This window comes from Gilvimarinus sp. 2_MG-2023, from assembly GCF_030547685.1.
Classification (GTDB): domain Bacteria; phylum Pseudomonadota; class Gammaproteobacteria; order Pseudomonadales; family Cellvibrionaceae; genus Gilvimarinus.
The window spans coordinates 26,705-44,014 of record NZ_JAUOQM010000020.1 but is presented as its reverse complement, the minus strand read 5'-3'; the positions used below and the strand labels follow the sequence as shown (position 1 = coordinate 44,014).

Below are 17,310 nucleotides of genomic sequence, written 5' to 3'. Positions count from 1 at the left end.
TCCGGCCTAATAGTTATTTCCGGGTATAGGAGTTCCTGCCCACCAAGAGCATAAAGGCATTTGAAGGAGATGTGAGGTTGTCAAATTTGTGGGTGTCCTGGATATTTCACCACAATGATCATCTAGGCACACCCAAGGCACTAACCAATGCCTCTGGCACTGTGGTATGGCAGGCCGATTACACGCCCTTTGGTGAGCTGACCGAAACCGTGAGTATTGTAGAGCAACCGTTTCGGTTTCCGGGGCAGTATTATGATGGGGAGGCCGGGTTGCACTATAACTACTTTCGGGATTATGACCCGGGGCTTGGTCGGTATGTGCAGAGTGATCCGATTGGGTTGCGAGGGGGGATTAATACGTTTGGGTATGGATATCAAAACCCTCTGAAATTTACCGATTCATATGGTTTAAATGTTGAAAGTTGTGATCATGCTTGGAGGCCAGCGAGTGCAAATACTGGATACGGGCTGTTTGGTACTGTCTGTGGTCCGGCCGGTGACCCAAGAGCAGCTTCGCATATTCCTGATGGGCCTTATAGTTATGCTTGTAGAAAACATGATGAATGCTATTCTACATGTGGAAAATCAAAGTTGTCGTGTGATCTTCAGTTGTGGGCATTAACAGGAGGAAGTGCAATTTACTTTTGGGCGGTTGCAATTTCTGAGACTGCGAGTCAAGCATATAGCAAGGCTCAAGAGGATTGCGATGATTGCGAAGAAAATTAGTTTTTTTATTGGCAAGATGCTTCTGATTCAATTCTATGTGGTCAGCCTTTTGGGGCTATGGTGGAGTGGTGGCAGAACAATGGATGATCGCGAGTTGCTGGTATGGTGCATGCTGGTGCTTCTGGCTGCACATGGTCTACTTTATTCTGCGAATATTAAAAATTCATTGATTATAGGTGTTCTGTCATTTCTTCTATCCTTAGTTGTAGTTTTCAGAGGTATTTATTTATATGTTGTTGGAGTAGTAGATGTTCCTCATGGTCCATATTATGTAATTATTATTCCTGGCCTTTTCTTGGTTTATTTGTCGCCTCTGATTGGCAGGTGTGTAGAATACTTCCGGCAAATAAGAAAATAAAGGACATCCACAAATTAAAGGTGGCGCCTCTTAGTTTGGGGCTTTCGTGACAGTTTTTGGCTTAAGTGGTTTGCGGTGAATTGCTCGGAGAATTTTCTGGTCTAATAGCTATTGTCGGGCATAGGCGCCTCTACCCACCAAGAGCATACAGGCATTTATAGGAGGTGTGAGGTTAGCCGGTTTTTGGGTAAAGTCGTCGGCAGTTTTGAATGCCGTGCATCCATCGTGCATTGACCGATTCGCAGAGTTCGCTGACTTTAGCGACGGGTCCGATAGCTCGGCCAAAGTGACTTTCGATATTGCAGAAAATGTCCAGCCAATCTCTTGAAGGCAAGCCTAATCGCTCGAGTATGTTGGGTAAGGTCTTGTCGATTGCGCCACGTTTATCGTCTCTAATGGCTCGACCACTCCAATCTACCAGCTCTAGATAGTCACTAAAATCGAAAGGTAAGTGGTTCGGCTGGTTGTGTTGGTGTTCACCACCCGAAAAAGGCATAAGTTCCGCCAGTGGCAGGGGCTCTTTGGGTTGTGTTTCGGCGGCGGGCTCAATTGGTTGCTCTGGTTTAATACCCAGTCGTTCCTGAATACTTGTGAAGTCGGAGTTCTCAGGTGTATCAGCAATTGCGGCCCTAATAGGGTTTAAGTCCACATAAGCCATACAGCCGAGTAGAGCCCGCTCATCCAAAAGAGCTTGGCTTTTAAATCGTCCCTCAAAGAATCGCCCGGTACAGTTATCCTCCTGGTTGGCCCAGCGCGCAATAGGCTCATTGAGGTAGCGCATAAACCAGCTGATGTTTGATAGTCGTTGTTGCCACGTTGCGACTATGTCGTCTAGCATTTTGAACTCTTCGGGGGAGAGTGTCTGACCGCCTTGAAACCTTTGCACCAGTAGCGGACCCTTAAACAGCTGGCTCCAGCGCTCTATCACTTCATTTTTGCTAAGTGAATCACTCAAGTCTCGGTTGACGCGCAAGACAACATGATAATGATTCGACATAACTGCGTAGGCGGCTACATCAATAGCAAAAACGGCTGATAACTCTTTTAGTCGATAGGCAATCCAGCCGCGGCGGTGTTCAAAGTTATAGTCTTTACCTGAGCCACATAAGAATGCCCGCCTCACGCAGCGGGATACGCAGTGATAGAACGGAGTGTCGTCGAGAGAAATTAATCGGTTGCGGGGTTGAGTCATGGCTCCTCCTTGAGCATAGGGTAATGTTTACTGTCTAAATTTACTTTGGTTCACGTGTGCGGCATTGTCAAATTTGTGGGTGTCCTGAATTTTGTCACGAAGAAAATTAGAAATTTCTATAAAAAGTATCAGCAAGTGTTGGATGATGTATCACCAACCTCGGGCCCGGTCCCGGCAACTAGGGCACAGCTGATGGATAAGATAATAAAGATGTGGGATTGATAGAATGAATAATGGTTATAGTGGCGAAATCGTAATTAGGAATTCTACTTCCGATATAATGGAGGTATTTATTGAGCCATGGGGTGACAAATATCAGCTGAGAAAGAAGAAATCGTTAATTGTCAAAGGCGAGGGAGGGGAAGGGGTGTTCGAGATTGCTATGAATGATCAATCTGTTTCTATTCATGGTTGGGCTGGATCCACTGTAAGTGTGTTTACCGAGGATGGCAAAGACATAACTATAGGGTCTTCATATATGCCGGCATTTTAAGAAGTGAAAGTATTTGGGCCTTTTGACGCTAAATACATACACATCCAACGATGTTCCGGATCAAAACTAAGACATCCTCAAACTGAAAGAAAATAAAGGACATCCACAAATTAAAGGTGGCGCCTCTTAGTTTGGGGCTTTCGAGACAGTTTTTGGCTTATTGGTTTGCGGCGAGTTACCTGGGGTACTTTCCGGCACAGGTAACCCTACCCAATAAAAGCATAAAGGCATTTGATGGAGGTATGAGCTTAGCCGATTTTTTGGGTAAGGCCGCCTGCAGTGTCGATCACCCGCACTATGTCACACAGCCTTGTGCGCGGCGTGTGGCAACCTTTTTTTCGGATGATGATTACTTCTGTTGCTTTGATCCGGCGGCATCGGTATCTGTGGATGCTTTGGTCCAGTCTGGTGTCTGGCAATACTTGGCTGAGCTTACAGGTCTTTGAGGGCAGAAACCCCGCCGATACCGTGTTCTACCTTACCCATTAATGGCTGGCTCTGGTAAGCTATTGCGCACAATTATCCAGGAGTCGCCGATGTCTGAAGACCCTCTAAAAGCGCTGTCCGATCAGGCCACTGAGGCCCACACTAAAATTCAGCAAGCTTATCAGCATATCAACCCTGTGGTGGCGGTACGCCGAGGGCTCCGTGATGTGGGCTTTCCCGCAGACGTTATGACAATCGACTGCTTGCGCACCCGTCGCCGTATTATGTTGATACTGCATGACAAAGAGCCGGGGATGTTGCTCTATCAGTTTGCCGGTCTGGACGAAGAGGCCAGCGAAGAATTTCAGCGCAAGGTTTTAACCGAAGTGTGTGTTGATACGCTGTTTGGTTGGATGCAGGATTACTTCTCTGATGCTCCCACTCAAGAAAGTGAGTGATCAAGGGGCAAGCGGCGGTGCAGGTTATTTTCTCTGAGGTAAGGCAGCTCATGGGTCGGTTTGCATTATGCAGTGACCAATGGGATAGTTATAAATTAAGGTCTTAGTGCATTTCAGCCGAGCCCTGTGTTAACACTCATGCATTCAGGTAAGAATATGTCGTCAGGCGCTGAGCAGTCCGGGTTACGCCAAACCAATCAGAAATTTTACGATGGCCTGTGGTCCAAGGTTCGTCTTATTGAGCCTAGCCGCTTTAATACCTGGCGGCATTTTAGCGAATATTCTCGCAATGCGCCTGAGCGGCTAGAGGTGGGCGCTGGTATGCGTCCGCGTTTGCCAATAGAGGGGACGCATTTTGTCGATATCAGTGAGCCGGCTTTGCAGCAGCTCGCTGCTAAGGGGGGCGTGAGTAAGGCGGGGGATATTACGCAATTACCTTATGCCGATAATACTTTTGATTTGATCTGTGCGCTGGATATTATCGAGCATGTCGAGGCCGGTGATGTCGCCTTGGCCGAGCTGTGTCGTGTCGCCAAGCCTGGCGCAAAATTATTGATGTCTGTACCTTTGCACTCGTCGTACTGGACCGCATTCGATGAGGTGGTCGGGCATTATCGGCGTTATGAGAGTGAAGAGCTTTCGGACTTACTGACGCAGAACAACCTACAGGTGTTACACAGCGCCGGGTTTGGCATGAAACCCAAATCTTCTGTGTTGGTCAACTGGGGTATGGATCAATTACAAAAAAATCCTAAAAGAGCCCTGCGCTGGTACAACGGTGTTTTTATGCCGCTGGGGCTTTTTTTTCAAAAACCATTGAGTTTATCCGAGGGGTTGGTTGATACCAGCACTATTGCCGATGTGTTAATGGTGTGTGAGTTGCAAAAGGCTTAATGCGCTGAGGTTTTGTCCTCTCGTGATATAGGTAAGCATCTCATGATAGGTAAGTCTCCCGTTGTCGGCTAGGTGCTTTGGTTGGCGCGTTCTGCGCAGTGTTGATTTAGTTTGTGTTCAACATCGTTTAGCGTTGGCGCTAGAAAGTGCAGGGGCCAGCCCATGGCTGCCACAATTCGTACATGGCCGACGCCTTGATATAGTTTCTTGGAGACTTCAACGTTTGCAGCGGTAAGTTTACGCTCCAATGAACTGGCCGATTTGGGGACGACAGTGTAATCATCTTCCCCATGAAGTATCAGTGTGCTTGGGCTGTCAGAGGTTATATGTTCAGCGGTAAGTGCCGTGCGCTGTTGTTTGGGCGTGTCACCGAATATATCGCGCCAGTGTGGCTTCTCGCTCGGTAGAAAATAATCGTGGGGCCCGGCGAGGCTGATATAACCATTAATGATGGTTGTGTCTAGGCCCTGAGCTTTTAGGTAGCGGTTATCATAGCTAATTAACCCCGCTATCATGGCTCCGGCCGAGTGACCCATGATAACCAACGGGCGATCTTGCCTGTGTTGAGCAACTATGTCGCTAGCGGTAGCTAGGGCAATATCGTGGATAAAATCGGGATGAGTGACCTCAGGAAAAAGGCGGTAATCCGGAATAATAACGGTATGGCCACGTTTTGCGAGTTGGGCTCCGACAAAACCATACTGTTCTTTGCTTCCCGACGTCCATCCTCCGCCATACACAAAGAGCACGATGCAGCCACTGCGCTGAGTGTTGAGTGGTTGGTAGATGTCCAGTGTATGGCGCGACTCTGGACCATAGCTTAAATCAGTGTAAGTTCGGTATTGGTCGGCTCGATTTAAGGCATTGAGTATCGATGTGCCTGTACACGCGCTAAGGCTTAATGCTCCGGCAAGTAGACTAAATACAGTGGTGAAGGGTGAAATACGTTTCACAGTGGCGGCCTTGGTTGATCAATGAGTTTACCGATACTGATACGTAGAGTCGGGTTCCGTGGATGACAGGCCGGGGGCAAAGATAATGCACCCACCTCGGCCGGATATGCCAGACATGCTATAATCACAATTTGTGCAGGTGTCCATTTTGAAACTTCAGCAGTCCATCCAGAACCTCAATAATACACTCGATAAGTCTCGCCGTAAGCTCGCTGCAGCGAAAGCGCGAGGTGACGAGATAATGGCCAAGCAATTGCAAAACGATATACGCAAACTCGAAAGTGAGCTGGCTGCCAATAATGAAATTAAAACTCGCCAGGCCGATCAAACCGCTCTCGATATCAAAAATATGCCTTTTAATCGCCCCCTTACCAAGCAAGAGCAGGCTGATATGGGCAAGTTAAAAAAATCGGTTAAAGGTTTAGTGGTTGTACACCCTTTAACCGCTGTCGGTAAGAAAATGGGTGTTAAAGTCGTTACCGGGTTTGCTCCGAAGGCATTTTAAACACTGGCTCGTGTCTCTGATATGCTGACGGTTGTTAATCGTTGGTGAGGGGCGTGTTGGAGGTGTGGTGAACGGTTTAGTCGCTTTTATTCAGCAGCTTTTTATTTGGGGTTATTTTTTACTGGTTATTGGTATGGCGGTGCGCGTGATTATGCGCCGTTTGCCGGTGGGCGTAACCTTGGCATGGATATTAGTGCTCATTGTCTTTCCCTATTTAGGCGGCGCGCTCTACCTATTGTTTGGCGAGCGGTTTTTGGGGGTAAAGCGCGCCCAGCGCGAGGCGCGATTGCGCTTTGTGTACTTGGACTCTGTGCCACTTAGTTTGCCGCCGATTGATTGGCGCCGCTACCACAGTGCGGCCGAGCCGCTGGCCCGATTAGAGGCTTTTGTGTCGGGCATCGACCCTGTAGGCGGTAACAGGGTGCAATTTATTGAGACCGCGCCCGCCATTATCGATGCGTTAGTACAAGATATTAACCAGGCGCAATCATACTGTCATATCGAATTTTATATTTGGCAGCCCGGTGGGGCGACTAACAAGGTAGTTGATGCCCTTGAGCGCGCGGTAGAGCGCAATGTTGTGGTTCGCATTATGCTGGATGCCGTTGGCAGTTCGGCTTTTTTTGGCTCTAAGCCCTACCGCCGTCTTACCCGTATAGGGGTAAGTATTGAGAAGGCCTGTCCTATTGGTGTTATTCCCTGGCAATTGGCGCGTTATGACCTGCGTAATCATCGCAAATCGGTCATTGTCGATCAGCGCGTGGCCTACATGGGAAGTTTTAATTTAGTGGACCCTGAGTTTTTTAAGGCGGATGCCGGAGTCGGCCAATGGATTGATGTGATGGCCCGGGTTGAAGGGCCCGCGGTGGTGCAATTTGATGCTGTTTTCCGGTGGTACTGGCAAGTGGAGTGTGGCACCACCTTGCCCGACGCCTTGCCGTCGGCTCCGGCCGCTGCGGGCTCGGCCCTGTTACAGGTGGCACCGTCCGGCCCCGATGTGGCAAAAGAAAGTATTTTAAATGCCTTGCTGCAGGCGATTTACGGAGCCAAGGTGTCGGTCGATATTGTGACGCCGTATTTTGTGCCCGGCGAGGCACTGGAGCATGCGCTAAAGATTGCCGCTCGGCGTGGAGTGCGGGTGAGTGTGATTGTGCCCGAAAAGGTCGATTCATTTTTAGTGCGACACGCCAGCCACTCTTACTTCTCTTCGCTGCTGGAGGCGGGCGTAGCCATTGCTACCTATGGCAAGGGTTTGTTGCACACAAAGGCGGTCGTGGTTGATGACAGTCTTGCATTTTTTGGTACGGTTAATTTGGATTTACGTTCGCTGTGGTTGAACTTCGAAATGACTATGATTATTTACGATGCTCCAACGGTGCAGCAATTGGCGAAGGTATTGGCGGCCTACCGGCAGGACTCTAGCGAGGTGCACATTGAGCAGTGGCGACAGCGCAGCGCACTGTCCCGGTTTATTGAAAATATCGTTCACTTGGTAAGCCCGTTAATTTAATTGTCAGGCTCGGATAAAAACGCATCACTTAGCGTTTGCTCACCATTAACCAGCGGGTAAATAGCATTTTGGGCGCTGGTGTTTTGCAGGCAAAAGGCGGCCACCGCGGCCACATCGGCGCGGGTAATCACTTGCTGCTCCGGGTCGGTAGGCAAGGTGGTGCTGATAGTGCCGCGGGCAGGTTCGTTCAGCAGTCGCCCGGGGCGCAAAATGGTAAAAGGTAGTTGGCTTCGTATTAAATGGTCATCGGCCAACTTTTTACACACTGCGTAATGTTTAATTGCCGCAGGTCCTTTGTCTGGGTTTTCTGCTCCGCGCGAGCTGATCATAACAAAATGCTTTACGCCCGCTTGAGCCGCGTAATCGATAGCTTTTATTGCGCCCCACAGGTCGACTAAAATAGTTTTGTCCGCGCCAGTTTTAGCGCCGGATCCTGCGCTAAAAACCACCTTTTGACAGCCATTAAAAAGGTGGGAGAAATCCTGTTCCAGGTCACTAATGCAAACCTCGGCCCCGAGGGTTTGCAATTCCGGGTTGGGGGTGCGCACCATTGCGCGCACCTCGTCACCCGCCTGGCAGAGATCGCGAGTCAGCAGGCGGCCTATTTGACCGCCCGCGCCAATAATCAGTGTGCTCATGCTGCCCTCCGGTATTTAAATGAAACCTTGCTATGGTAACCTAACCGCCATTCAATGCGCTAAGCGTTAGAGGAGTTCGAAGTATGAATGTTGTTATTACCGGAGCCAATCGTGGTATTGGTTTATCGTTCGTTAAACATTATTTGGCACAAGGCGCCACGGTGTACGCCGCTTGTCGTACCCCCTCAGCTGAGTTGCAACACTCAGGAGCTGAAGTGCTCGACGGAGTTGATGTCGGTACCGACCAGGGGCTGAAGGTGTTGGTGGATTCGCTGTCTGGAGTGAGCATCGATTTATTGATCAATAATGCCGGCATTTTACGCAATGAAAGCTTGGGTGATCTTAATGTGGCCACTATTCGCGATCAGTTTGAAATCAACGCACTGGCGCCGCTGCGTGTTACTGATGCGTTGGCGGGGCAGTTGAGCTCGGGTGCAAAAGTTGCGTTGATTACCAGTCGTATGGGCTCTATTACCGATAACACCAGCGGCGGTCGCTACGGTTACCGGATGTCAAAGGCAGCACTCAATGCCGCTGGTATGTCGCTGGCACAAGATTTAAAAAGTCGCGGTGTGGCGGTGGCGATTTTGCATCCGGGGTTAGTGGGTACCGAAATGATCGGTGGGGTTGGTGATATTACCCCCGATCAGGCCGCCGAGCGTTTAATGGAGCGCATTAATGGTTTAACTTTGGATAATACCGGCACTTTTTGGCACTCCAGTGGTGAGGTTTTGCCTTGGTAGCAGGCATAGGTGATACCGGGTACCGGTTGGCGTTTTGTGTCGCCAACCGGCCGCCGCTGGATGATTACCCTGTGCGGGAGAACCTCGCACCACTGCTGCCCGGTGAGTTACAGCATATCGTGGCGAACACCAGTAACCACTGGCGCAAGTTGTTTAATGTTTATGCCAAAGTGGTTTATGCCCTCGGTGTGGAGCCGGGTTGGCCGCCAACATGGCAAGAGTTTCGTGATCGGCGTTTACTGCAGTCGGGCTCGCGCCTGGCGTTGCTGTTTACGCCGCCCCAGCTAGAATTCCCTAAATCAAACGAGCGGCCCCCGCTGTATTTGGTCGCGGGGAAAGGCTACGCCTCAGCGCTTAATATCGCGGGCTTGCAGTGGCTCGATGCGCACTTTGCGGTGGCGGCGCAGCAGCGTGTATTGGTTACGCCTTATTTGGATTATCGGCAATTGTCTAATGAACGAATAGAACGTCTGGTTGAGCTGATTCGCCGCTATGCTTTGCTTTAAGCGGGAGTTAATCAGCCTTTAGGCTTTCGGTGGTAGTTTAAGATCATATGCCAGTGTTCTTAATGTGGTGGATTGAAATTCTCGCCGATAAAGCACGCCTACCACCGTCGCTACTGCGGCGATAAATAGCCAGGTGTTAAAAAACCAAGGCAGTACCGCCAGAGAAAAGTAATAGGCGCGCAACCCATAGTTATAACTATGACCCGCTTGGTCAATAATTTTGGCGGTGCTGATCGCGTAGCGCCGCTTCTCCTCTGTCGAAATGTCGGCGTCGTGAGCGGGAGCAGCGCCAAACAAAATGGCGCAAAAGCCGTACTGGCGCATGGCCCAGGTCAGGGTAAAAAATGCGTACACGTAAATCATAAGCAGCAAAATTACTTTTAGCTGCAGCTGCCGTGGGGTCATGCTGTCATTGGCAAAGGGTAGGGCGCTCAGGGTGATATACACTTTATCTATGGACGCCATAATAGTGACCAGACCGGCGATAATCAGAATAGAGGTTGAGGCGAGAAAGGATACATTCCTCTCAAGACTTGCCACCAATGCAGTATCGGCAATTCGGTTTTGCCTGCCCAGCATTTCAATCATCCAGCTTTTGCGATAGACATGCAGGGTCGAGGCTAAGCAGTGATCGGTACGGGCTCTCTTGCGGGCAAAGCGAGCGTAACCTGTCCAGGCAACAAACAGCCATAGGGCTGCGCAAAGGTTTATCCAGTCGTACGTGCTCACTCATATCTCCTGTCTGTGGTGTGGCTCACTCAGTTTGAGGCTGGGACAGGTTAATTCTACACGACTTGCGAGACTTTTCGATGACGGGTTGTTCGACCAAAAATCTCTGTTGGAAATGGTCGGTCAGTTCTTGCGTGAAAAGATAAGCTGGTGTATCAACGTAAAAAGCCGCCACACCGTTGAGGGGAGTGCGGCGGTAAAAAACTGCGCTGGCACGTAGTGGAAGCGATGCGCCAGTGCAGGCGCCGTGTGGATTGGCGGCGTGGTGGGGCCGCCCGGCGCTTAGCTCAAGCCGGAGTCATCGTGTCGGCTTGTTCGAAGAGTCACTGGTTGGCGACTATAGGGGTTACACTGTCGTCGGTGGTTTCGTCCAGCAGTAACTCTGGCTTGCCCTTACAGGCCTTGGCCAATACCTCACTTTTGCCCGCCAGCAGTAAACCAATTGCCTCGCTGTGCTCTTCACTAATGCCTTGAACAGAGTTTTCAATCAAATCGGTAATATTAGCGGCCAGTTCGAGCATTTTATCGTGAGCTTCGGCGGCTTTTTTATCGTCAAACATCTTTCCATCCCGGTCACATTTCCATACGGCAATTACAGCCATGGTTTACCTCCATTGCGATACTGTTTGGATGTACAGTATCGGGTTGTGGCGATATTGTCAACTGAGGGTTGTGTGGTTCGGGGCGATTTAGGTGCTGTTCAAGAGGTGGCAGGGTATGGATAATGTCGCTATTAACTACAGCTCAGGATGAAATGTGTCGACAACTGCCGTAAAACCTAAGCCCGGCTTGCTTAAGTCCAGCTCCAAAGTGGGTGTGATGACCATGCTCTCGCGCGTGCTTGGGTTGCTGCGCGATGTGGTCTTTGCCCATACCATTGGTGCTGGGGGTGGGGCGGATGTGTTTATTGTCGCTTTTAAGATTCCGAATTTTATGCGCCGGCTATTTGCCGAGGGCGCATTTGCGCAGGCGTTTGTGCCGGTATTGTCGGAATATCGGCAAAATGGCCCCCATGCGGCAGTGCAGGCTCTGGTGGATCGGGTTGCCGGTGCTCTGGGACTGGTGCTTTTAGTCGTTACCGCTTTGGCGGTAGCTGGTGCCCCGCTGGTGGCAACGGTATTTGCTCCTGGGTTTCGGCTCGACAGTCCAGAGAAATTTGCCTTAGCCACTGATATGATCCGCATCACCTTCCCTTATTTAATGTTGATCTCTCTTAGTGGGTTGGTCGGCGCCATACTCAATAGTTACGATCGCTTCGCAATACCGGCTTTTACCCCCGTCTTACTTAATATTACCTTGATTGTGGCCGCGCTCTTTGCCGCCCCATTATTTGCTACCCCCGCTATGGGTTTGGCTTGGGGCGTGCTGGCCGCTGGAGTGTTGCAGTTTTTGTTTCAGCTGCCTTTTTTGCGGCCGCTGCATATCGCCCCCGTCCCCAAGCTCGACTGGCGTGATCCGGGCGTGAAGCGCATTCTGGCGCTCATGGTTCCCGCCCTATTTGGCGTATCGGTCAGTCAAATAAACTTGATGTTGGATACGATTATCGCTTCGCTGCTGCCCGATGGCAGTCCGTCGTGGTTGTATTATTCAGAGCGCTTGGCGGATCTGCCTCTGGGGGTCTTTGCGGTGGCGATCGCCACGGTTATTTTGCCCAATCTGGCTCGGCAATACAGTGCCAGCAACCCAGAGGCTTTCTCTCGCACTCTTGATTGGGCTATGCGTTGGGTGGTGTTAATCGCGGTGCCGGCGGTGGTGGCCTTGGTGATTTTGGCCGAGCCGATTTTAACCACATTATTTCAATACGGTGCTATGTCTGAGCACGATACCGCCATGGCGAGTATGAGCTTGCGCGCCTATGCTCTAGGTTTGTTGGCGTTTATGCTGATTAAAGTGCTGGCGCCTGGCTTTTATGCCCGCCAAGATATGAAAACCCCCGTGCGAATTGGGGTGGTGGCAATGGTGGCTAATATGGTGCTGAACGGCTTGTTTGTGGTGCCCTTACACCATTATTACCAGCTGGGTTTTGTCGGGTTGGCGCTGGCGACGAGCCTGTCGGCCTACATTAACGTAGGCTTGCTGTTTAGGGGGCTGCTCAAGCGCGGTATTTACCAGCCAAACTTGGGCTGGTTGAAGTTTTTGTTGCGAGTGCTGCTGGCCAATGTGGTTATGGCGGGGCTGCTTTACTGGGGGCTTACTCTGTGGCCGGTTTGGGGCGACTGGAGTGCGCTGGAGCGAATCTGGCGTTTGGCCTTGTTGTGTGGGGCTGGGGCTTTGATTTACGCCTTTATTTTGCTGGCCGGCGGCTTGCGCCTGAAAGATTTGCGCCAAGCTTCTTTTTAAGGAGTGCGCGGGGTTGCCTCGCGTACAAACTGCCTGTGCTGTATACTCTCGCGCCGGGATCGGCGGCTTTAACAGCCACTGGAAGACGGGCGAGAGGCTCCCAGAGTGCAATTAATACGCGGCTTACACAATCTGCGACCTACTCACCGAGGTTCGGTGGCAACTATTGGCACCTTTGATGGTGTGCATTTAGGGCATCAGGCTATATTGAGTCAATTGGCTGAGGCCGCTCGCGCCGCCAACTTGCCCTCGGTGGTTATTCTGTTCGAACCTCAGCCCCATGAGTATTTTGCTCGCGATAAGGCGCCCGCGCGTTTAATGCGCCTGCGGGAAAAGCTCGATGCCCTGGCGCAGTCTGGTGTCGACCGAGTGTTGTGTTTGCATTTTAATCATGAATTGCGCAGCCTGACCGCCGGCCAGTTTGTCCAGCGGGTATTATTGGATGGGCTGGCTATCCAGCATCTGGTGGTGGGCGATGATTTTCGCTTTGGTTGCGACCGCGCCGGGGATTACTCGTTGCTCAAAACGGCAGGGGAAAGAAACGGCTTCTCGGTAACCGATACCTGCACCTTAATGATAGGGGCTGAACGAATCAGCAGTACCCGTATTCGGGAGTTGTTGGCTCAAGGTGATTTTGAGCGGGCTGAGGCCTGCCTAGGGCGCCCTTATACGATTGCCGGAAGGGTCGCGCATGGTCGCAAGTTGGGCCGAGAAATCGGCGTGCCCACGGCAAATATTCGACTACTGCGCCATCGCTCGCCACTGTCTGGCGTGTTTGTGATTAGTGCTCGAGTCGATGGCGAGCTATTGTTTGGGGTAGCGAATGTGGGGGTTAAGCCCACAGTGAGTGATGTGCCTGAGCCATTGTTAGAAGTGCATTTGTTTGATTTTGATCGCACTATTTATGGCCATCCCATTGTTGTGCGTTTTCACGCTAAGCTGCGTGATGAGCACAAGTTTGCATCATTAGACGCTTTAAAAGCACAATTGCAAGATGATATTCATCGCGGTCGGACGTATCTGTCCGACCTCGACATTAACACCGTTAAAGGTATGACTAGCGACCATGAGTGACTATAAATCGACCTTGAATTTGCCCCATACCCCGTTTGCGATGAAGGCAAACTTGGCGCAACGCGAGCCCCAGATGCTTAAAGCCTGGGATAAGGCGGGGTTTTATCAGGAAATTCGTCAAGCCCGTAAGGGCCGCGACACTTATATCTTGCACGATGGACCTCCCTATGCCAACGGCGATATTCACATCGGTCATGCGGTCAACAAAGTTCTAAAAGATATTATTATTAAGAGTAAAACCTTAAGTGGATTTGATGCGCCCTATGTTCCTGGCTGGGACTGCCATGGTTTGCCGATTGAGCATAATGTTGAGAAAAAGCACGGTAAGGCCGGTGTAAAGCTCGATGTAAAGGCCTTTCGTGAAAAATGTCGCGCTTATGCTGCACGCCAAGTCGAAGGCCAGAAAAAAGATTTTGTGCGATTGGGTATTCTCGGTGACTGGAACAACCCCTATCTCACCATGGATTTTAAGTTCGAAGCCGACATTATCCGTTCTCTCGGTAAGATTGTTGAAAATGGCCATTTAACCCGTGGATTTAAGCCAGTTTACTGGTCGGTCGTTGGTGGCTCGGCCCTAGCCGAGGCGGAGGTTGAGTATCAAGACAAAACCTCGTTCAGTATCGATGTGAAATTTGCCTTTGCCGATCAAGGCAAAGCCGCTGCCGCTTTTTCTGAGCTACACGGTGAAGGTGATCTTTCAGTGGTTATTTGGACCACGACTCCCTGGACCTTGCCGGCCAACCAAGCGGTCAGTGTTAATCCAGAGCTGGATTACGTCGCGGTGCAAGTGGCGGGTGAGCGTTTGGTCGTGGCCGAAGGTTTGCTTGAGTCTGTCGTAGCCCGAGCCGAGGTCAGTGATTATCAAGTAGTCGGGCGAATAGATGGTAGAGCGCTGGAAGGCTTGCTGCTGCAACATCCATTCTACGACCGCCAAGTCCCTATCTTGCTGGGTGATCATGTCACCCTCGATGCGGGTACCGGTTGTGTTCATACGGCACCCGATCACGGTGTGGATGACTTTTTGGTTGGCAAAAAATACGATATTGGTACGCTCAATTACATCAATGATAACGGTATATACCGCGATCATGTGCCTGTCTTTGCTGGCGAGCATGTGTATAAGGTCGATGAAAAAGTACTAGATTTACTGAAGGAGAAACAGGCGCTTTTTTGTGAAGATAAAATCACTCACAGTTTTCCGCACTGCTGGCGAACTAAGACGCCGTTGATTTTTCGCGCCACACCGCAGTGGTTTGTCAGTATGAGCAAGAACGATTTGCGCGGCCAGGTTTCTGAGGCGGTTGAGCATGTGAACTGGGTGCCCAACTGGGGGCGTGCGCGTATCGACTCTATGCTGGAATCGAGTCCGGATTGGTGTATTTCACGTCAGCGTACTTGGGGCGTGCCGATCGCTTTGTTTGTACATAAAGAAACTGGTGACTTACACCCTCGAACGCCTGAGCTGATTGAGCAGGTGGCTCAAGCGGTTGAGCGGGAGGGAATGGATGCTTGGTACGAGCTTGATGCTGCCCCGTTGCTTGGCGATGATGCCGGCCATTACGAAAAAGTAACCGATACACTGGATGTGTGGTTTGACTCGGGCGTGACTCATTATGCAGTTCTGGAGCAGCGTGAAGGTTTACGTTATCCGGCCGACTTATATTTGGAAGGATCTGATCAACACCGCGGTTGGTTTCAGTCTTCACTTAAAACCGCCATGGCAATGAATGGCAACGCCCCTTATAAAACTGTGCTGACTCACGGCTTTACGGTGGATGCCGACGGCCGCAAAATGTCTAAATCTATTGGTAATACCGTCTCGCCTCAAAAAGTGGTCAACGAGCTCGGGGCAGATGTATTGCGCTTGTGGGTGGCGGCGACAGATTTTAGTTCTGAAATGAGCGTTAGTGACGAAATCCTAAAGCGCACGGCAGACTCCTATCGCCGGATTCGCAATACCGCCCGCTTTATGTTGGCTAATTTGAATGGCTTTGATCCGGCAACTGATATGGTTGCTAGCCATAATATGGTGGCGCTGGATCGCTGGATCGTGCGTCGTGCGCAAGTGCTGCAGCAGGAATTAATTGCTGCCTACGATAACTTTCAGTTACATCAAATTTATCAGAAACTGCACAATTTTTGTGTGGTGGAGTTGGGTGGTTTTTATCTGGATATTATTAAAGATCGCCAATACACCACCAAGGCAGACTCGCGACCACGCTTATCGGCGCAAACGGCACTGTATTATTTGTCAGAGGCCATGGTTCGCTGGATGGCGCCCATTTTGAGCTTTACAGCGGATGAAATGTGGCAGCAAGTGCCGGGAAATCGTATTGGCAGTGTGTTTGCGGCCGAGTGGTACCAGTTGCCGGATTTTACCGATGATGAGTTCGGTGATGAATTTTGGCAGCAAGTGGTCGATGTGAAGACTGCCGTTAACCGTGTGCTGGAAACGGCGCGCGGCGAGGGCACTCTTGGCGGTTCACTGACTGCAGAGCTTACACTGTACTGCGATACCAACTTAAAAACAGCCTTGGCAAAAGTGGCCGACGAGCTGCGTTTTATTTTAATTAGTTCAACCGCGCAGCTGGCTGATTTGACCGATGCGCCACCTGACGCTGTGGCCACCGAAGTCGCAGGGCTGCAAGTTGGATTGGTGAAGTCACCTTATGCCAAGTGTGAGCGCTGTTATCACCATCGTGCTGATGTGGGTGCAATTGCCGAGCATTCCACTATTTGTAAGCGCTGTGTCGATAATATCGAAGGCGCCGGTGAAGTGCGTTACTACGCTTAAGGTGTTGCGATGAAAAAAATTCTTCACCCTTGGGGGTGGTATGCAGTAGCGCTGTTGGTCATTGTGCTCGATCAGTGGAGTAAGGCGGTTGCGGTTGCGCACCTTAATTACGGTCAGCCGGTAACAGTGACGAGTTTTTTTGATTGGACATTACTGCACAATCACGGTGCGGCATTTAGCTTTTTAAGCGATGCCGGCGGTTGGCAGCGCTGGTTTTTTACCGCCATTGCCGTAGGGATGAGTATTGCGATTACGATTTGGCTTTACCGCATTGCGCGCGAACGTTGGCTAGAGAGCATGGCGCTGGGGTTTGTGTTGGGTGGTGCGGTTGGCAATTTGTACGACCGTTTAACACTTGGCTATGTGGTCGATTTTATTTCCGTACATTATCAAGATAAGTATTTCCCTGCATTTAATGTGGCGGATTCGGCAATTTGTTTCGGAGCGTTTTTAATGATTGTGCACATGCTGTTTTTCTCCGAGGAAGGTAAGGTCAAGCGAGAGGAATCTGATCATGCGTGATTTGTGTGTGGGGCCGGGTACCACAGTAACCTTACACTTTTCTCTCTCGCTCACCGATGGCGAGTTGGTTGACTCTAATTTTGAATCAAAGCCTGCGCAGTTTACCGTCGGTGATGGCAAAATGTTAAAAGGGTTTGAAGAGGCTTTGTTTGGCTTGGAAGAGGGAACCGAAGAAGAGTTTTTGCTTGGCCCCGAGGCGGGCTTTGGTGCTCACAACCCTAATAATGTTCAGGTGGTGGACCGCTCAGAGTTTGACCCCGGCATTACCCTAGAGGAAGGGCTGATGCTGTCGTTTGCCGATGCGCAAAATGCTGAATTGCCTGGCGTAGTGGTTGAATTTGACGATGAGCAAGTCACGATAGACTTTAACCACCCTTTGGCGGGTCGAGACATCCTCTTTAAAGTGGCGGTATTGGAAATAAAACCAGCTACTGTACACTGAGAGCGCAG

At 50.5% G+C, this 17,310-nt stretch carries 20 protein-coding genes; 15 read left to right on the top strand and 5 right to left on the bottom strand.

All coding sequences use genetic code 11. From position 1 onward, the window contains the following. The first annotated feature begins 77 nt into the window (after positions 1 to 77). A complete protein-coding gene (locus tag Q4526_RS04195) occupies positions 78 to 725 on the top strand; it encodes an RHS repeat domain-containing protein (protein WP_303609531.1) in 648 nt (215 codons plus the stop codon). Then, positions 706 to 1,083: a hypothetical protein gene (locus Q4526_RS04190; RefSeq protein ID WP_215975646.1), complete on the top strand. Its 378-nt coding sequence runs from the start codon at positions 706 to 708 to the stop codon at positions 1,081 to 1,083. The genes Q4526_RS04195 and Q4526_RS04190 overlap by 20 nt, the downstream gene beginning before the upstream one ends. A 172-nt stretch (positions 1,084 to 1,255) precedes the next feature. Here Q4526_RS04190 and Q4526_RS04185 read toward each other — a convergent pair whose 3' ends face one another. Further along, the gene (locus Q4526_RS04185; RefSeq protein ID WP_215975645.1) at positions 1,256 to 2,275 is read right to left on the bottom strand and encodes a transposase; all 1,020 of its coding nucleotides are present in this window, start codon (positions 2,273 to 2,275) and stop codon (positions 1,256 to 1,258) included. A gap of 226 nt (positions 2,276 to 2,501) precedes the next feature. On the opposite strand from Q4526_RS04185, the gene Q4526_RS04180 reads away from it, so the two are divergent. The 4 genes from Q4526_RS04180 to Q4526_RS04165 all read left to right on the top strand — a co-directional run bounded on the left by Q4526_RS04180 (position 2,502) and on the right by Q4526_RS04165 (position 4,546). Further along, complete coding sequence (locus Q4526_RS04180) at positions 2,502 to 2,768, top strand: hypothetical protein (RefSeq protein WP_215975644.1); 267 nt, start codon at positions 2,502 to 2,504, stop codon at positions 2,766 to 2,768. A gap of 152 nt (positions 2,769 to 2,920) precedes the next feature. Beyond that, the gene (locus Q4526_RS04175) at positions 2,921 to 3,214 is read left to right on the top strand and encodes a hypothetical protein (RefSeq protein ID WP_215975643.1); all 294 of its coding nucleotides are present in this window, start codon (positions 2,921 to 2,923) and stop codon (positions 3,212 to 3,214) included. Positions 3,215 to 3,304: 90 nt separating this feature from the next. Beyond that, on the top strand, positions 3,305 to 3,652 hold the full coding sequence (locus tag Q4526_RS04170) for a hypothetical protein (protein ID WP_215975642.1): 348 nt from the start codon (positions 3,305 to 3,307) through the stop codon (positions 3,650 to 3,652). 156 nt (positions 3,653 to 3,808) lie between these two features. Then, positions 3,809 to 4,546 (top strand): class I SAM-dependent methyltransferase, encoded by a 738-nt coding sequence (locus tag Q4526_RS04165; protein ID WP_215975641.1) that lies wholly within the window; start codon positions 3,809 to 3,811, stop codon positions 4,544 to 4,546. 68 nt (positions 4,547 to 4,614) lie between these two features. Here Q4526_RS04165 and Q4526_RS04160 read toward each other — a convergent pair whose 3' ends face one another. Further along, the gene (locus tag Q4526_RS04160) at positions 4,615 to 5,499 is read right to left on the bottom strand and encodes an alpha/beta hydrolase (RefSeq protein ID WP_215975640.1); all 885 of its coding nucleotides are present in this window, start codon (positions 5,497 to 5,499) and stop codon (positions 4,615 to 4,617) included. A gap of 148 nt (positions 5,500 to 5,647) precedes the next feature. Here Q4526_RS04160 and Q4526_RS04155 point away from each other — a divergent pair, with 148 nt between their 5' ends. Both Q4526_RS04155 and cls read left to right on the top strand, forming a co-directional pair. Next, positions 5,648 to 6,004 (top strand): YibL family ribosome-associated protein, encoded by a 357-nt coding sequence (locus Q4526_RS04155; RefSeq protein WP_215975639.1) that lies wholly within the window; start codon positions 5,648 to 5,650, stop codon positions 6,002 to 6,004. Between the two features lie 67 nt (positions 6,005 to 6,071). Further along, a complete protein-coding gene (gene cls / locus Q4526_RS04150; protein ID WP_215975638.1) occupies positions 6,072 to 7,514 on the top strand; it encodes a cardiolipin synthase in 1,443 nt (480 codons plus the stop codon). Here the strand turns inward: cls and Q4526_RS04145 are convergent. Then, positions 7,511 to 8,152: an SDR family oxidoreductase gene (locus tag Q4526_RS04145; RefSeq protein WP_215975637.1), complete on the bottom strand. Its 642-nt coding sequence runs from the start codon at positions 8,150 to 8,152 to the stop codon at positions 7,511 to 7,513. The genes cls and Q4526_RS04145 overlap by 4 nt on opposite strands. 83 nt (positions 8,153 to 8,235) lie before the next feature. Between Q4526_RS04145 and Q4526_RS04140 the strand changes: the two genes are divergently transcribed. Further along, entirely contained in the window at positions 8,236 to 8,895 is a 660-nt protein-coding gene (locus Q4526_RS04140) for an SDR family oxidoreductase (protein ID WP_215975636.1), read from the top strand. Next, positions 8,889 to 9,401: a hypothetical protein gene (locus tag Q4526_RS04135; protein WP_215975635.1), complete on the top strand. Its 513-nt coding sequence runs from the start codon at positions 8,889 to 8,891 to the stop codon at positions 9,399 to 9,401. The genes Q4526_RS04140 and Q4526_RS04135 overlap by 7 nt, the downstream gene beginning before the upstream one ends. Positions 9,402 to 9,419: 18 nt before the next feature. Here the strand turns inward: Q4526_RS04135 and Q4526_RS04130 are convergent, their stop codons facing one another. Together Q4526_RS04130 and Q4526_RS04125 are read right to left on the bottom strand one after the other, a co-directional pair. Further along, positions 9,420 to 10,130 carry a DUF599 domain-containing protein gene (locus Q4526_RS04130; protein WP_303604854.1) on the bottom strand — a complete coding sequence of 237 codons (711 nt, stop codon included), beginning with the start codon at positions 10,128 to 10,130 and terminating at the stop codon, positions 9,420 to 9,422. 323 nt (positions 10,131 to 10,453) lie between these two features. Further along, on the bottom strand, positions 10,454 to 10,732 hold the full coding sequence (locus Q4526_RS04125) for a YebG family protein (RefSeq protein ID WP_215975634.1): 279 nt from the start codon (positions 10,730 to 10,732) through the stop codon (positions 10,454 to 10,456). A gap of 154 nt (positions 10,733 to 10,886) precedes the next feature. Between Q4526_RS04125 and murJ the strand changes: the two genes are divergently transcribed. From murJ to Q4526_RS04100, 5 genes are all read left to right on the top strand, one after another. Next, entirely contained in the window at positions 10,887 to 12,470 is a 1,584-nt protein-coding gene (murJ, locus tag Q4526_RS04120; RefSeq protein WP_303604853.1) for a murein biosynthesis integral membrane protein MurJ, read from the top strand. A 105-nt stretch (positions 12,471 to 12,575) separates the two neighbouring features. Next, the gene (gene ribF, locus Q4526_RS04115; protein WP_215975633.1) at positions 12,576 to 13,544 is read left to right on the top strand and encodes a bifunctional riboflavin kinase/FAD synthetase; all 969 of its coding nucleotides are present in this window, start codon (positions 12,576 to 12,578) and stop codon (positions 13,542 to 13,544) included. Then, positions 13,537 to 16,338, top strand: coding sequence for an isoleucine--tRNA ligase (ileS, locus tag Q4526_RS04110; protein WP_215975632.1), 2,802 nt, complete (start codon positions 13,537 to 13,539; stop codon positions 16,336 to 16,338). The genes ribF and ileS overlap by 8 nt, the downstream gene beginning before the upstream one ends. Positions 16,339 to 16,347: 9 nt before the next feature. Next, a complete protein-coding gene (gene lspA / locus Q4526_RS04105) occupies positions 16,348 to 16,860 on the top strand; it encodes a signal peptidase II (RefSeq protein WP_215975631.1) in 513 nt (170 codons plus the stop codon). After that, positions 16,853 to 17,302 carry a peptidylprolyl isomerase gene (locus tag Q4526_RS04100; RefSeq protein WP_215975630.1) on the top strand — a complete coding sequence of 150 codons (450 nt, stop codon included), beginning with the start codon at positions 16,853 to 16,855 and terminating at the stop codon, positions 17,300 to 17,302. The genes lspA and Q4526_RS04100 overlap by 8 nt, the downstream gene beginning before the upstream one ends. The last annotated feature ends 8 nt before the right edge of the window (positions 17,303 to 17,310 follow it).

Coding starts and splice junctions, on each gene's coding strand:
- Q4526_RS04165 (WP_215975641.1), top strand. CDS start 3,809: ATGTCGTCAGGCGCTGAGCAGTCCGGGTTACGCCAAACCAATCAGAAA.
- Q4526_RS04170 (WP_215975642.1), top strand. CDS start 3,305: ATGTCTGAAGACCCTCTAAAAGCGCTGTCCGATCAGGCCACTGAGGCC.
- Q4526_RS04145 (WP_215975637.1), bottom strand. CDS start 8,152: ATGAGCACACTGATTATTGGCGCGGGCGGTCAAATAGGCCGCCTGCTG.
- lspA (WP_215975631.1), top strand. CDS start 16,348: ATGAAAAAAATTCTTCACCCTTGGGGGTGGTATGCAGTAGCGCTGTTG.
- ileS (WP_215975632.1), top strand. CDS start 13,537: ATGAGTGACTATAAATCGACCTTGAATTTGCCCCATACCCCGTTTGCG.
- Q4526_RS04140 (WP_215975636.1), top strand. CDS start 8,236: ATGAATGTTGTTATTACCGGAGCCAATCGTGGTATTGGTTTATCGTTC.
- Q4526_RS04100 (WP_215975630.1), top strand. CDS start 16,853: ATGCGTGATTTGTGTGTGGGGCCGGGTACCACAGTAACCTTACACTTT.
- Q4526_RS04185 (WP_215975645.1), bottom strand. CDS start 2,275: ATGACTCAACCCCGCAACCGATTAATTTCTCTCGACGACACTCCGTTC.
- Q4526_RS04190 (WP_215975646.1), top strand. CDS start 706: ATGATTGCGAAGAAAATTAGTTTTTTTATTGGCAAGATGCTTCTGATT.
- Q4526_RS04180 (WP_215975644.1), top strand. CDS start 2,502: ATGAATAATGGTTATAGTGGCGAAATCGTAATTAGGAATTCTACTTCC.
- Q4526_RS04125 (WP_215975634.1), bottom strand. CDS start 10,732: ATGGCTGTAATTGCCGTATGGAAATGTGACCGGGATGGAAAGATGTTT.